General features: G+C 67.3%; 13 protein-coding genes. 12 read left to right on the forward strand and 1 reads right to left on the reverse strand.

From position 1 onward, the window contains the following. Positions 1-2 precede the first annotated feature (2 nt). From KMW22_RS14305 to KMW22_RS14325, 5 genes are all read left to right on the forward strand, one after another. The gene (locus KMW22_RS14305; RefSeq protein ID WP_221090726.1) at positions 3-647 is read left to right on the forward strand and encodes a CIS tube protein; all 645 of its coding nucleotides are present in this window, start codon (positions 3-5) and stop codon (positions 645-647) included. Positions 648-650: 3 nt separating this feature from the next. Continuing rightward, complete coding sequence (locus KMW22_RS14310) at positions 651-2,429, forward strand: VgrG-related protein (protein ID WP_221090727.1); 1,779 nt, start codon at positions 651-653, stop codon at positions 2,427-2,429. Between the two features lie 122 nt (positions 2,430-2,551). Next, complete coding sequence (locus KMW22_RS14315) at positions 2,552-4,630, forward strand: C39 family peptidase (RefSeq protein WP_221090728.1); 2,079 nt, start codon at positions 2,552-2,554, stop codon at positions 4,628-4,630. Between the two features lie 8 nt (positions 4,631-4,638). Then, entirely contained in the window at positions 4,639-5,250 is a 612-nt protein-coding gene (locus KMW22_RS14320; RefSeq protein WP_221090729.1) for a hypothetical protein, read from the forward strand. Further along, positions 5,250-7,208, forward strand: a complete 1,959-nt coding sequence (locus tag KMW22_RS14325; protein ID WP_221090730.1) for an ATP-binding protein — start codon at positions 5,250-5,252, stop codon at positions 7,206-7,208. Before KMW22_RS14320 ends, KMW22_RS14325 begins: the two co-directional genes overlap by 1 nt. A gap of 59 nt (positions 7,209-7,267) precedes the next feature. Here KMW22_RS14325 and KMW22_RS14330 read toward each other — a convergent pair whose 3' ends face one another. Then, on the reverse strand, positions 7,268-8,716 hold the full coding sequence (locus KMW22_RS14330; protein WP_221090731.1) for an NAD-dependent succinate-semialdehyde dehydrogenase: 1,449 nt from the start codon (positions 8,714-8,716) through the stop codon (positions 7,268-7,270). A 181-nt stretch (positions 8,717-8,897) separates the two neighbouring features. Between KMW22_RS14330 and KMW22_RS14335 the strand changes: the two genes are divergently transcribed. From KMW22_RS14335 to KMW22_RS14365, 7 genes are read left to right on the forward strand one after another with little or no spacing between them, the layout of a single operon-like run. Next, positions 8,898-9,674 carry an SDR family oxidoreductase gene (locus KMW22_RS14335; RefSeq protein WP_221090732.1) on the forward strand — a complete coding sequence of 259 codons (777 nt, stop codon included), beginning with the start codon at positions 8,898-8,900 and terminating at the stop codon, positions 9,672-9,674. Continuing rightward, complete coding sequence (locus KMW22_RS14340) at positions 9,671-10,120, forward strand: MaoC family dehydratase (protein ID WP_221090733.1); 450 nt, start codon at positions 9,671-9,673, stop codon at positions 10,118-10,120. Before KMW22_RS14335 ends, KMW22_RS14340 begins: the two co-directional genes overlap by 4 nt. Then, the gene (locus tag KMW22_RS14345; RefSeq protein WP_221090734.1) at positions 10,117-10,707 is read left to right on the forward strand and encodes a hypothetical protein; all 591 of its coding nucleotides are present in this window, start codon (positions 10,117-10,119) and stop codon (positions 10,705-10,707) included. The genes KMW22_RS14340 and KMW22_RS14345 overlap by 4 nt, the downstream gene beginning before the upstream one ends. After that, entirely contained in the window at positions 10,704-11,201 is a 498-nt protein-coding gene (locus KMW22_RS14350) for a macro domain-containing protein (protein WP_221090735.1), read from the forward strand. The genes KMW22_RS14345 and KMW22_RS14350 overlap by 4 nt, the downstream gene beginning before the upstream one ends. Before the next feature lie 26 nt (positions 11,202-11,227). Continuing rightward, positions 11,228-11,542 (forward strand): hypothetical protein, encoded by a 315-nt coding sequence (locus tag KMW22_RS14355; protein ID WP_235692982.1) that lies wholly within the window; start codon positions 11,228-11,230, stop codon positions 11,540-11,542. 17 nt (positions 11,543-11,559) lie between these two features. Continuing rightward, the gene (locus tag KMW22_RS14360; RefSeq protein WP_221090737.1) at positions 11,560-11,964 is read left to right on the forward strand and encodes a DUF6210 family protein; all 405 of its coding nucleotides are present in this window, start codon (positions 11,560-11,562) and stop codon (positions 11,962-11,964) included. A gap of 60 nt (positions 11,965-12,024) precedes the next feature. Then, on the forward strand, positions 12,025-13,260 hold the full coding sequence (locus KMW22_RS14365; protein WP_221090738.1) for an acyl-CoA dehydrogenase family protein: 1,236 nt from the start codon (positions 12,025-12,027) through the stop codon (positions 13,258-13,260). Positions 13,261-13,262: the final 2 nt, after the last annotated feature.

Here is a 13,262-nt window from a genome sequence, read left to right on the forward strand (position 1 = left end):
CTATGCCTATCATTCCAACAGGTTCAGGTGGACAGTTTGCCCGTGCACAGATTGTTCCCGTTGAAGGCGACGGCAAGAGCCGCAAGTACGACAAGCCGATTCCGTGCATGTTCAACCCACGCGAATACTCCATTTCCCGCAGCCTGGAATGGAAGACGGCAAGCAACGACAACAGCGATACCGGCAACAAGATTTATGCCGGCGGCACCCCGGCCAAGCTGACGCTGGAACTGTTCTTCGACACCTATGCGTTTCGTGCGCAGCCGGGAGTCGTCGAAGACGTGCGCAAGCACACCGACCGCCTGTGGGCGATGACGCAGATGGACCCCTCTTCAACGGAAACGGCCAAGGGGGCCAGCATGAAAAAGCTGCGGCCGCCCAAGGTGCTGTTTCAGTGGGGCAGCACCTGGCACTTTGAAGCCGTGATCAAGGACATGGAGCAGCAGTTCACGCTGTTTATGCCCGATGGCACGCCCGTACGCTCAATCATCAAGGTGACGTTCGAGCAGGCCGACCGCAGCACCGCTTTTTACAACCCCAACTCTCCAGGCCCCAAGTCCGTTCATGTCAGTCAGGGCATTCGCAATGCTGCGGCCGACCGGGGGTTCTCCGGCGACCTGCGCCGCACAGCTTTCGGGAAGGGCTAAGGCATGACCCGTACTGTGCGCGACCCCCTGGAAGGGTCAGTCAGCAGCCTCTACATGAATGTGGACGGCCGGGACATGGACCGCGAGCTTTTCGAGGTGATTCACGAGATCACCGTGGACAGCAGCCTGCAACTCCCGGATGTGGCGACCATCACCCTGCGCGACATTGAGGGCATGCTGGTGGACGACGAGCGCTTCAAGCTGGGCGCCCGCATCAAGATTATTTCGCAGGTGCAAGACCACAAGGAGACGGTGTTCGACGGCGAGCTGGTGGAGATTGAGCCGCGCTACACCAAGTCCACCCAGCAACTGCGTCTGCGCGCCTTTGACCGGCTGCACCGGCTGGCGCGCGGCACCCACACCCGGTCCTTCCAGAACATCAGCGACCTGGACCTCGTGAAAAAACTGGCCGGCGAGGCGGGCATGACCGCCAAGACCGAAGGCAGCAGCGTGGTCCACCCCTACGTGCTGCAGCACAACCAGACCAATCTGGCCTTCCTGCGCGAGCGGGTCTCGCGCCTGGGCATGATTCTGTACGCCGACGGCACCACCCTGCACTGCGAACCGGTGCGCGGCCAGGACCGCATTGAGCTGACCTGGGGCGACAACCTCTCGGAGTTTCTGCCCCGCCTGACCAGCCTGCAGCAGACCAGCCAGAGCACCGTGCGCTCCTGGGATCCCAAGCAGAAACGCAGTGTGGTGGGGCAGGCCACCAGCGGCAAAGGCAAAGCGGAAGTGGCCGAGAGCACGAAGAGCGAGGGTGTGGCCCAGCAGGCCTTCAACATGAAAGCGCCCGCCACCTCCAGCACCCTGATCGTTCGCGACCAGGGCTACGCGGCGGCCATTGCCCAGGCCCAGCGCAACACGGTGGCTGAACATCTGCTGGAAGCGCGGGGCGTGACCGCTGGCTACCCGCGCCTGACGGCCGGCACCACCCTGGAAATCAAGAACGTGGGCCGGCGCTTTAGCGGCAAGTACATTGCCAGCAACGTGCGCCATGTCTACCGCAACGGCGAGGGCTACAGCACCGAATTCAGTGTGACTGGCAGCCGACCGGATTCCCTGGGCAGTCTGCTGCGTGCTGCCAGCAGTGGCGCGGGCGCCGACGCCCCCTATACCCCGGTGCAGGGCCTGATGATCGGGGTGGTCACCAACAACAACGACCCGGAGAACCAGGGCCGCGTGAAGCTGAAGCTGCCCGCCCTGACCGAGGACGACGAAACCGACTGGGCGCGCGTGGCGGGCCTGGGCAACGGCCCCAACCGGGGCTCGCACCACACCCCGGAAGTGAATGACGAGGTGTTGGTGGGCTTCGAGCACGGCGATATTCACCACCCCTACGTGATTGGGGGCCTGTGGAACGGCAAGGACAGCCCGCCGCGCCCGGTGAACAAGGTGGTCAAGAACGGCAAGGTGATTCAGCGGGTTTACCGCACCCGCCTGGGCCACGAGTTCATTTACGACGACCCCGACGCGCCCGATCCGCCCAAAATTACCCTGCAGAGCAGCAAGAATCACGCCCTGGAGCTGAACGACGACAAGAAAAAACCCTTTGTCGAACTGCGCTCCAAGGACGGCCACCGCCTCACGCTGACCGAGGGCAGCGGCCCCCAGGTGATTCTGCGCGACAAGAACGGCAACGAGGTGCTGCTGAACACCCGCAGCAACACGGTAACGATTACCAGCACGGGCAAGCTGGAGCTGAAAGCCCGCATGGGCATCAGTATTGACGGCGGCGGCGGCAACGTGGACGTGCGCGGCGTGATGATCAACCTGAACTGAGTGGCAGCGTTCAGCCCCCGTGTCCCCTCAATCTCGCTGAATCCTGGCCCCGTGCGCTTCAGCATAGATCGCGACCAAAGAGAAGCCCGCCCCTTCCGGCAGTTGTTTCCTCAGGAGCCCTTATGACACAGGCCAACTTGCAAAAACGTCCGCCCGGTCTTCTGGACACCCTGGAACAGAAAGTCGAGGAACTGGCCGACGGCGTGCTGGACGCCCTGGGCTGGGGCCAGTCCAAAGCGGCGCCCCAACCGGGGGGGCCCCGCCCGGGCGGGCAGACCTGGACGCGCGACTTCCGGCATGACAACGGCCAGCTGACCCTTCACCTGCACCTGAAACGTGCGGCTGACGGGCAGCTGAGCGGCCACTACGCGGTACAGCCCAAGGGCAAGGCGCGCGGGCAGAACTGGCCGCTGTCCGGCCGGGTGCTGGGCGACGACTCGTTTACCCTGCAGGGCACGGAAAATGGTGCCCGGTTTGCCGGGTCGCTGCGCGGCGGCATGCCCCAGGTGAGCGAGTTCAAGAACCGTAAATTCTCGCTGGAGAACTTCGCCTTCACCCGCCTGGCCGCCGCCGTGCCCCGACCCAAACCGGCGGCCAAACCGGTGTCAGCACCCCCGGCGGCAGGGGGCGGTCAGACCGCCAGCGGCCCCCGCACGGACGCCCTGCCTGACCTGCCAGCCCTGCGCGAGCCCGGCTTTCTGCCCCGGCTGCGGCAGGTGGCCGCAGCCGTAAACACCACCCCAGAAATCGTGCTGGCCTTTCTGAATCTGGAAAGCAACCTGGACCCCACCAGCAACAAGAACCGCAAGACGCAGTACAAGGGGCTGGGGCAGATTGGCCGCGACGCGCTGGCCGATATCAACGCGCATATCGCCAAGCGCAAGTTGCCCCTCCGGCCGCTGAACACCACCCAGGACCTGACCGCCCTGAGCGCCACCCAGCAGCTGGCCTACGTGGAAATCCACCTGAAGCTGCACATGCACGGCGTGGACAAGAAGGCCAAGGCCGCTGGGCGCACCACCTCGCTGGAAGAGGTGTACATGGGCCACCTGGGAGGCAGCGCCAAGTACGCCGAGAAGGATGTCTGGGTGAGTGAGGGCAGCGCCGCTTACCGCCAGAACCCCATGGACGCCGATCAAGACGGTCACAACACGCCGGCCGAAGCCGCCGACACGGTGCGCGGCCGTTTCACGGCCAACTTCAAGGCGAACCTGGATGAGCGCAGCCGGCACCTGAAGCCCACGCGGCGCAAGTTCGACGGCAAAACGCAGCTGTTCTACGTCTATGATCCCAACCACGACAACGGCCTGCCGCTGTTCAGCCTGGACCCAGCTGAGCGGACGCCCATTCCTGCGCCCGTGCTGCCCAAACCCCCAGCGGTAGAGATCCGTGAGGAAGAGGAACCGGCCGGCGAACCCGACGCCCTGGACCAGCTGATGAAACTCACCGAGGACACCCCGCAGTACACCTCCCAGCAGATCCGGGTGGCGCGGGAACTGATCAAGTTGCAGCCCCAGTCGCAGCGGGCCGAGCTGTACCTGATCTTGCAGGAAAAGACCCCGCACCACTCGCAGCGCAATAACGAAAGTCTGGGGCGCGCGGTGGACGGTGACCGACCCAACACCCGCATTGGCAACGTGATGTGCAACCTCACCAGCGCGGCGATGGTGCTGGAGCAGCTGGGCATTGAGAACCCCAACCCCGAGGACTTTCCCCAGTTCGAGGACTATCTGGAAGACCTGCGGCGCAAGTACGTGGACGCCCGCTACCAGGAGCTGCTGGCCGCCGGCCTCTCGCCGCAGAAGGCGCGCCAGGGCTCGTACCAGCGCTTTCACCGCACCACCATGGAAGGCTGGGGCAAGGTGCTGGGCCTGATGGGCGCCTCGTACGACACCATTCCGCCCCGCCGCGACCGGAAGTTCTGGGAAAGCACCGTGCGCAAGCACCTCGAAGACGGCGAAGCGGTGATGTTCAGCATTAACGGGCACATCGTGCGCCTGCAGGGCATGAATGAGCAGGGCCTGATCGTAGATGATCCGTATGGCAAGTCGGTGCTGAAGAAAAACACCGGACTGGCTGCCAAGGACAAGGACGGCCAGTACAAGCACGACGGCACCAAGAGCGGCAACGATACCGTCTGGTCCTGGGCCACGGTGGCCGAGCACGACATGCTCTGGATTGCGGCGGTGAAGAAGAAGTGAAGGCGGGCATGCGACGGCGGCTGGCCGGGGGGGTCCTGGCCACCGTGGGACTGGCGGGGGCGGCCACGACGGCGCCGCGTCCGCTGCTGGGGCAGGCCCTGTTCCGGTCCGTGTCCAGCGTGGAAGGGCCGGTGCCTGCCGCCGTGGGCATGGAGGGCGCGGCCTTTTGCCGGGCGTACCAGTGTGTGGGGTCCACCTCGGTGGGCACCACCACCAGCGGCACGCAGGGCTGGTACGTGGTGCCCCCATCCGCCCGGGCGGCCGAGGTGCTGCGGGGCCATGACGCCGGCCGTTTCTTTCCCGAAGCCACCGTGATGTATGAGGGGAATGTCGTCGTGTACACCGATCTGGCCTTTGACACGGCGGTGCGCCAGACCCTGCCGGCCGCCACCCTGAACCTGCTGGGCAACTTTACCCGGCTGGTGCTGGGGGCGCCTATCAGCGGCCAGAAGCTGAGTGCCTGCTACCGCGCCCTGCAGACGGGGGCGCGCTGCACGGTGGGCAGCGGCAAGGTGCGGCTGGCAAGCGGCGCCGTCAGAACCTATCAGGCCGCGTTCCGGATCGTGGATGATGGCGACGGCGACACCCGCGTGAAGTACGCGATTGGGCTGGACGACTGATGCCGCGCACCGCCCCCCGCCCCGCTGCCCAGGATCCCCGCCTACTGCGCGCCGTCTGCGACAGCCTGAGTGCCCAGGTGCTGGACGCCGCACTGAGTGAACAGGGTGACCCCGAAGCCGCCTACGAGGTGGTGCTGCCCGATGAGCTGGAACAGACCCGGTTGGGTGCACTGGCCCGGGGCCTGGAGCTGACCCCCTTTGAAACCGGCGTGGTGGCCCTGGCCCTGGCCACCGAGCTGTACCCCGAGCGCACCCTGGCTGCCTGCGCCACCGCGCTGCAGCTGGAAGGGCCCTACGCCGGCTTCCTGACCCCCTCGCTGTGCCGGCGCTGGCTGCCAGACCCTGCTGGGACAGAGGTGGCGGCTTTTCAGCCCGGCGGCGCGCTGTTCCGCTACCACCTGATCGAATTCGGCCAGAGTGTGAATGCCAGCGTGGTGGAGGCCCTGACCCCGTTGCGCCTGACGGCCGGCGCACTGGCCTACCTGCGCGGCGACGACGGCGCGGCCCTGGAACTGCGCGGCGTGGCGCAGCCGCTGCCCGCCGGGGGGCTGCTCAGCGACTCGCAGGAGGCGGCGCTACAAACCGCCCGCAAGCACCTGTCGCGCGGGGGCAACGAGCGGGCGGTGCTGCTCTACGGCACCCAGACCGCCGCTATGCGCTCGCTGGCCGGGCACCTGCTGGCTGACCCGGTGGGCCCGGCCCTGCTGGTGGACGTGGCGGCCCTGGCCACCCGCCCCGCCGAAGAGCTGAATGTGATTCTTCGGGCCCTGGAGCGCAGTGGGCGCGTGAACAGTACGCCGTTGGTGCTGGATGCCACCGGGGACGCCCCCGAAGGCCAGACTCTGGACGACCTGACCGGGCGCGTGCTGGAGGCGGCTACCGGCCTGTGCGTGATGCTGGCGCCCGATCCGCTGCCGCTGGAGTCGGCGCGCGCCATCCTGCCCCTGGAGGTGCAGGCCCCCACCCCTGCCGAGCAGCGCGAACGCTGGGCCCAGGCGCTGGGCGTGGGCGGCGAGTCCAGTCTGCTGCGCCAGCTGGGTGACCAGTACCAGCTGAGCCTGGACCGCATTGACACCCTGGCGCGCGAGGCGAGGGCCGCCCTGGCGGCCAATGCTTCGCACGCCGCCCGGCTGGAACGCGCCTGGGAAGCGGCCCGCACCGCCAACCGCCGCCTGATGGGCTCGCTGGCCCAGCGCATCGAAACCCGGGCAGGCTGGGACGACCTGATCCTGCCCGCCGCCGACCGCGCCGCCCTGGAACAGATCGCCGCGCATGTGCGCCACCGCTCGCAGGTGTACGAGGACATGGGCATGGCCCGCCCGGGGCGCGGCCGCTCTATTGCCGCCCTTTTCAGCGGCCCCAGCGGCACCGGCAAGACCCTCAGCGCCGAGGTGCTGGCGCGCGACCTGAACCTGGACCTGTACCGGGTGGACCTCAGCAGCACGGTCAGCAAGTACATCGGGGAAACCGAGAAGAACCTCAAGAAGATTTTCGATGCGGCCGACCAGGGCGGCTGCGTGCTGCTGTTCGACGAGGCCGACAGCGTGTTTGGCAAACGCGGTGAGGTGCGCGATTCCAATGACCGCTACGCCAACGTGCAGGTGAACTACCTCCTGCAGCGCCTGGAGAGCTTTAACGGGCTGGCGGTGCTAACCACCAACATGGAAAGCAGCATGGACATCGCCTTTATGCGCCGCCTGCAGTTCGTGATCAACTTCCGTGCGCCGCAGGCCCAGGAACGCGAGCGGCTGTGGCGCGGGGCCTTTCCCAAGACCCTGGACACCAGCGCCCTGGATTTCCCCAAGCTGGCCGCCGCCGATGTGGCCGGGGGCAACATCCGCAGCGTGGTGATGAACGCGGTGTTCATGGCCGTGGCGCGCGGCGTCCCCCTGACCCAGCCACTGGTGGAAGAAGCCTTGCACCTCGAATACCGCAAGCTGGGCCGACTGGTGCTGTAGGGCGAAGTAAGGGGACAGACCAGGGAAGCCTTCCCAGTCCGCCCCCTTCTCTGCCGCTCTTACAGGCCCATTGAGATGAACTTGGTCTCCAGGTACTCGTCCAGGCCCCAGTGCCCGCCCTCGCGGCCCACGCCGCTGTTCTTCATGCCGCCGAAGGGCACATGCGGGGCGCCCGCGCTGGGCACGCCGTCGTTGATGCCCACAATGCCGTACTCCAGGGCCTCGGCCACGCGCCATGCCCGGCCCAGGTCGCGGGTGTAGGCGTAGGCCGCCAGCCCGTATTCCGAGGCGTTGGCGAGCCGTAGGGCCTCTTCTTCGGTGTCAAACGGCACCACTGGCGCCACCGGCCCAAAGGTTTCCTCGCGCAGAATGAGGGACTCTGGGTGCACGTCGGTCAGCACGGTGGGGTGAAAGTACAGCCCCTCTTTCACCGTGCCGCCCACCGTGGCGCGGGCGCCGCGCTGCAGGGCGTCTTGCACCTGGGCCTGAATCTTGTCCAGGCCGGCCTGTTCCACCACCGGGCCCACGCCGGTGCCTTCAAGCAAGGGGTCGCCAAGCACCAGCTTGCCGGTCAGGCGGGTGAGGATGGCCGTAAATTCCTCGGCCACGGCGCGCTGCACGTATACGCGGTTGGTGCTGATGCAGGTTTGCCCGGCGTTGCGGAACTTGCTGCCCACCACCTCGCGGGCGGCCTTTTCCAGATCGGCGTCCTCGAACACCAGGAAAGGCGCGTGGCCGCCCAGTTCCAGCGACACCCGTTTCAGGGTCTGGGCGGCCTGGGTGTACAGCAGGCGGCCCACAGCGGTAGAGCCCGTGAAGGTCAGTTTGCGCACCCGTTCGTCGGCCATGAAGGGCGCGCTGAAGGCCGGGGCGTCGTTAGTGGGCAGCACCTGCAGGGTGTTCGCCGGGCCGCCCGCCTGCAGCCACAATTCGGCCAGATACAGCGCGGTCATGGGGCTCTGCTCGGCGGGCTTGAGGATCATCACGCAGCCGGCGGCCAGGGCGGGCGCGGCCTTGCGGGTGATCATGCCCGCCGGAAAGTTCCAGGGGGTCACGGCGTACACGATGCCCACCGGCTCGGCGTTCGTGAAGCCGCGCTTGCGGTTCTGGCGCATGGAGATCCGCTCGCCGCTGATGCGCCCGGCTTCCTCAGCGCACCACTCGATAAAGCTGGCGGCGTAATGCACCTCGCCGCGCGTCTCGGTGATGGGCTTGCCCATTTCCAGGGTCATCAGGCGGGCCAGCTCTTCCTTGTGCTCGAACATCAGGTCGTGCCAGCGGCGCAGAATCTGGCCGCGCTGGTACGGATTGACCTGCCGCCACGCGCGCAGGGCCTCTTCGGCGGCGTCAATGGCGCGCCGGGCGTCGTCGGCGGTGCAGTCGGCCACCGCGCCAATAGGTTCCAGGGTGCCGGGGTGAATCACCTCGAAAGTGCGGGCGCCGGCGCGCCACTCGCCGTCAAAGTAGGCCTGGGTGCGGGTCACGGGGTCGTTCAGCAGGACAGTCATGGGGCTCCTTGAGGGGGAGGGAAGAGGAAAGCAAACGGGATCACCGCAGCGTAGCGCGCGCTTCGCCCGTCCTGCCCAGCATCACCGGACGGCGGCCTATCTTTTCCGCCCACGTTCAAAATTGACGTGCGCGTAACTTCCGGCCTATGCTGAACCCACATCTCACCCTGGAGGATGGTCCATGCCCCTGAAGCAACTGTTTGACCTGAGTGGCAAGGTGGCCCTGGTGACCGGCGGCAGCCGGGGCCTGGGCCTGCAAATCGCCGAGGCCCTGGGCGAGTACGGCGCCCACGTGGTGCTCACCGCCCGCAAGGCCCACGAACTCGAAGAAGCGGCCGCCCACCTGCGCACGCAGGGCAGCACGGTGCATGTGCTGCCCTGCGACCTCTCGGCCCTGGACACCATTGACGCTGCCGTAGAGGGCCTGCTGGCCGAGGTGGGGCACATTGACATTCTGGTGAACAACGCCGGGGCCACCTGGGGCGCGCCCACCACCGAGCACCCGCTGGAGGCGTGGCAGAAGGTCATGAATGTCAATGTCAACGGCGCCTTTGTGCTGACCCAGAGCGTGCTGCGCCGCTCCATGCTGCCGCGTGGCTGGGGCCGCATCATCAATGTGGCCTCGGTGGCGGGGCTGCAGGGCAACGACCCCCGCATGGTGCCCACCCTGGCCTACAACACCAGCAAGGGGGCCCTGGTGAACTTCACCCGCGCCCTGGCCGCCGAATTCGCCGCGCAGGGCATCACGGTGAACAGCATCTGCCCCGGCTACTTTCCCACCAAGATGACCAAGGGCACCCTGGCCTACGGCGAGGCGGCCATTCTGGAGCACACCCCCATGCGCCGGCTGGGCGGCGACGAGGACCTCAAGGGCCTCGCCCTGTTGCTCGCCAGCGACGCCGGGGCGTACATCACGGGGCAGAACATCGCCGTGGACGGCGGAATCACGGCCGTATGAAGCCCGCCGAACTGGCCGCGCACCTGGGGCAAGAGGTGGCGTGCTCCGGCTGGGTAGAGGTGACGCAGGCCCGCATTGACGCCTTTGCCCACGCCACGGGCGACCACCAGTTCATTCACACCGACCCCGTGCGCGCGGCGGCCGGTCCCTTTGGCACCACCATCGCCCACGGCTTTCTGACCCTGTCGCTGCTGGCCGGTGAATTCATGACCCAGGGCGGGGTGCCTGCCCTTGAAGGCGCCCGGCTGGTCGTGAACTATGGCCTCAACCGCGTGCGGTTTATTACCCCCGTCCGCGCCGGGGCCCGGCTGCGCACCCGCGCCGTGCTGCAGGCTGTACAGGAGGGCAAAGGCCACGTGCAGCTCACCCTGGGCAACACCATTGAGATCGAAGGTGAGGCCCGGCCTGCCTGCACCGCCGAGGTGGTGTACCGGATTTTCCTGTGAGACGCCTGACCAACCGCAAAAAACTGCGCGGCGGCCACACCCAGTTGCGGCGGGTGGCCCGCTGGCGTGCACAGCATCTGGAACCCGATTGGTCTGCCCTGGAGCACTTCGGCGTGACGTACGTCAAGCTCTGGGTGGACCCCTGGTTCCGCTTTCCCTGCCGCGAGCCGCCCGCGTGGGTGCGGCGCGAACTGCTGGCCGGGCTGCTGGACATTCACGCCGCCTGGGCCCGCGCCGCTGCGGGCCGCAACGACGTGGCGTATCTGGCGCTGTGGCTGGGTTGGCCCCACTTCGTGGATTCGCAGGTGGTGATGGCCTCGCCCGAGCGGGCGCAGATGTACCGCACCATGTTCACGCCCGCCGAGCCCCGGCCGCTGCCGCCTGGGCTGGCCCTGCAGGACCCGCGACTGGACACGCTGCAGTGGCAGACCGGTCTGGACGAGGTCTTCCTGAGCAGCGAGGAGGTGGCCGCACGGCTCTCGTGGCTGCGCCGCCCCCACCGTGTCCTGACCCTGGATGTGGGCGAACCGCTGTACGCCCTGCAGCGCGGCCATGTCTGGGTGGGCCGCCAAGGAGGAGAGGCATGACCATCGTGTACGTGACGGGCGACGCCACCCAGCCGCAGGGCGAGGGTCCAAAGCTGCTGGTGCATGTATGTAACGACATCGGTGCCTGGGGCCGGGGGTTTGTGCTGGCGCTCTCCAAGCGTTTCCCCACTCCCGAAGCGGAATTCAAACGCTGGGCCGCTGGAGAGACCGGGCACCCCTACGCCCTGGGCGAGGTGCAGTTTGTGCCGGTGGCGCCGGACCTCGTCGTCGCCAATCTCGTGGGGCAGCACAACATCGCCCGCAAAAGCAGGCCCACCGCCCAGCCCCCGGTGCGCTACGAAGCGATTCGCGCTGGGCTGGCGAGGGTGCGCCTGGAGGCCGGGCGCCTGGGCGCCAGCGTCCACATGCCCCGGATTGGTGCGGGGGTGGCGGGCGGCGACTGGGCGGTGATCGCGCCCATCATCGAAGACGAGCTGACCCGTCACGGCGTGTCTGTGACTGTCTATGACCTGCCGGTCCAGGCCCCCCAGTGAGTCGCGGCGCCGTCTATACCCTGGAAATGACCGGCGTGGTCCTGGGCACCCTGACCGTCACCGACACCGACATGTTCGCTCTTCGTGGCCGCTTCGAGGCCACCCCGGCGTTCGAACCCTACCGCGCCCTCTTCGAAGAGGATGCCCGGTGGGCCGAGCGGGTGGCCGACGACGACTCGCCGGCAGTGCTGGCGCAGGCCGAAGCCAGCCTGGAACGGATTCTGGCCCTGGGGCTGGTGCTGCGCGGCCCACGCGGCACCGGCTACCGCGACATGCTGCTGAGCATTGAGGGCGACCGGGCGGGCTTCCGGCCGCTCCACCCGGAAGAGGAGCCGCTGTGAGTGGGGACAGAGAGGGCGTGCGGGTTGAGCTTGGCCTGCTGCTGGATTTCCCAGCGGTGATCGTCTGTTCGCCCTCTGGGGTCATCTACGCCCAGCAAGCCTGCGGCACCGTGTGTCTTCAGCCGGAGCAGGAAGGGTTCCTGGTGCCTCTCTCCGACGAACTTGGCCGACTCAGAGAAGCCCTGGAGGGTCATTTTGCCGCGCCGCCATACAGAGGTACAGGTTTCGCAGTCATTCAAACGGCGGGAGAGTACTGGCGAGGGATCGCGCCCGAGACAGCCCAGTGGCTCGATACAGACGTGTTGCCTCCCTGGATTCGTGTGGACCGACAGAAACTGCGCGACTCCTACGAGGCGTGGATCTGGGTCGAGGTTCACAGCGAGCAGGACCCCCTGCCTGCTTTCGTCAGCCCCGAGCCTTGATCCGGCGTGCTGGTCTGGGGCAACAGCGATTGAAAGCAGTTCTTGAAGGAGAAACTCCCTATGACCCTGTTTGACCTTTCCCCCCGTACCCGTGATCTGCACGCGCGTCTGCAGCGCTTCATGGACGCCCACATCTACCCCAATGAGGCAGAGGTGAGCCGCCAGATTGATACGGGAGACCGCTGGGCTCCGTTGCCCCTGCTGGAAACCCTGAAAGAGCAGGCGCGCGCCGAGGGCCTGTGGAACCTCTTTCTGCCGCCGGCCAGCGATCCGCAGGGCCAGTTTGGTCCCGGCCTCTCCAACCTGGAGTACGCGCCGCTGTGCGAACTGATGGGCCGGGTGTGGTGGGCGCCGGAGGTCTTTAACTGCTCGGCCCCCGACACCGGCAACATGGAGGTGCTGGCCCGCTATGGCACCCCGGAGCAGCAGGAGGCGTGGCTGTGGCCGCTGCTGCGCGGCGAGATCCGCTCGGCCTTCTCCATGACCGAGCCGGACGTGGCCTCCAGCGACGCCACCAACATCCAGGCCCGCATCGAGCGCGACGGCGACGAGTACGTGCTGAACGGCGAGAAGTGGTGGACCAGTGGCGCCGGTGATCCCCGCTGCGCCGTGTCCATCTTCATGGGCAAGACCGACCCGCAGGCCCCCCGCCACGAGCAGCAGAGCATGATTCTGGTGCCCATGAACGCCCCCGGCGTGACCACCGAGCGCATGCTGACCGTCTTTGGCTACGACGACGCCCCGCACGGCCACGCGCAGATGACCTTCCGCGACGTGCGGGTGCCGGCCACCAACCTGCTGCTGGGCGAGGGCCGGGGCTTCGAGATCGCGCAGGGGCGCCTGGGGCCGGGCCGCATTCACCACTGCATGCGCCTGATCGGGCAGGCCGAGCGCGCCCTGGACCTGATGATCGAGCGCGCCCAGCGGCGGGTGGCCTTTGGCAAGCCTCTGTCCGGCCACCAGCATGTGCGCGAGGCCATCGCCATGTCGCGTATCGAGATTGATCAGGCGCGGCTGCTGACGCTGCAGGCCGCACACCTGATGGACACCGTGGGCAACCGCGCCGCCCGGGGGCAGATTGCCGCCATCAAGGTGGTGGCGCCGAATGTGGCCCTGCGGGTAATCGACCGCGCCATTCAGGTCTTCGGCGGGGCCGGGGTCAGCCAGGACACGCCGCTGGCCCTCATGTATGCCCAGGCCCGCACCCTGCGGCTGGCCGACGGCCCGGACATCGTGCACACCGAGACGGTGGCCAAAGTGGAACTGGGGCGGCACGCGCGCCGCCAGGAGGACTGAAG

Origin of the sequence: Deinococcus aquaedulcis (assembly GCF_019693445.1) — a bacterium.
Classification (GTDB): domain Bacteria; phylum Deinococcota; class Deinococci; order Deinococcales; family Deinococcaceae; genus Deinococcus; species Deinococcus aquaedulcis.

Coding starts and splice junctions, on each gene's coding strand:
- KMW22_RS14330 (WP_221090731.1), bottom strand. CDS start 8,716: ATGACTGTCCTGCTGAACGACCCCGTGACCCGCACCCAGGCCTACTTT.
- KMW22_RS14315 (WP_221090728.1), top strand. CDS start 2,552: ATGACACAGGCCAACTTGCAAAAACGTCCGCCCGGTCTTCTGGACACC.
- KMW22_RS14350 (WP_221090735.1), top strand. CDS start 10,704: ATGACCATCGTGTACGTGACGGGCGACGCCACCCAGCCGCAGGGCGAG.
- KMW22_RS14355 (WP_235692982.1), top strand. CDS start 11,228: ATGACCGGCGTGGTCCTGGGCACCCTGACCGTCACCGACACCGACATG.
- KMW22_RS14320 (WP_221090729.1), top strand. CDS start 4,639: ATGCGACGGCGGCTGGCCGGGGGGGTCCTGGCCACCGTGGGACTGGCG.
- KMW22_RS14340 (WP_221090733.1), top strand. CDS start 9,671: ATGAAGCCCGCCGAACTGGCCGCGCACCTGGGGCAAGAGGTGGCGTGC.
- KMW22_RS14310 (WP_221090727.1), top strand. CDS start 651: ATGACCCGTACTGTGCGCGACCCCCTGGAAGGGTCAGTCAGCAGCCTC.
- KMW22_RS14365 (WP_221090738.1), top strand. CDS start 12,025: ATGACCCTGTTTGACCTTTCCCCCCGTACCCGTGATCTGCACGCGCGT.
- KMW22_RS14335 (WP_221090732.1), top strand. CDS start 8,898: ATGCCCCTGAAGCAACTGTTTGACCTGAGTGGCAAGGTGGCCCTGGTG.
- KMW22_RS14305 (WP_221090726.1), top strand. CDS start 3: ATGCCTATCATTCCAACAGGTTCAGGTGGACAGTTTGCCCGTGCACAG.
- KMW22_RS14325 (WP_221090730.1), top strand. CDS start 5,250: ATGCCGCGCACCGCCCCCCGCCCCGCTGCCCAGGATCCCCGCCTACTG.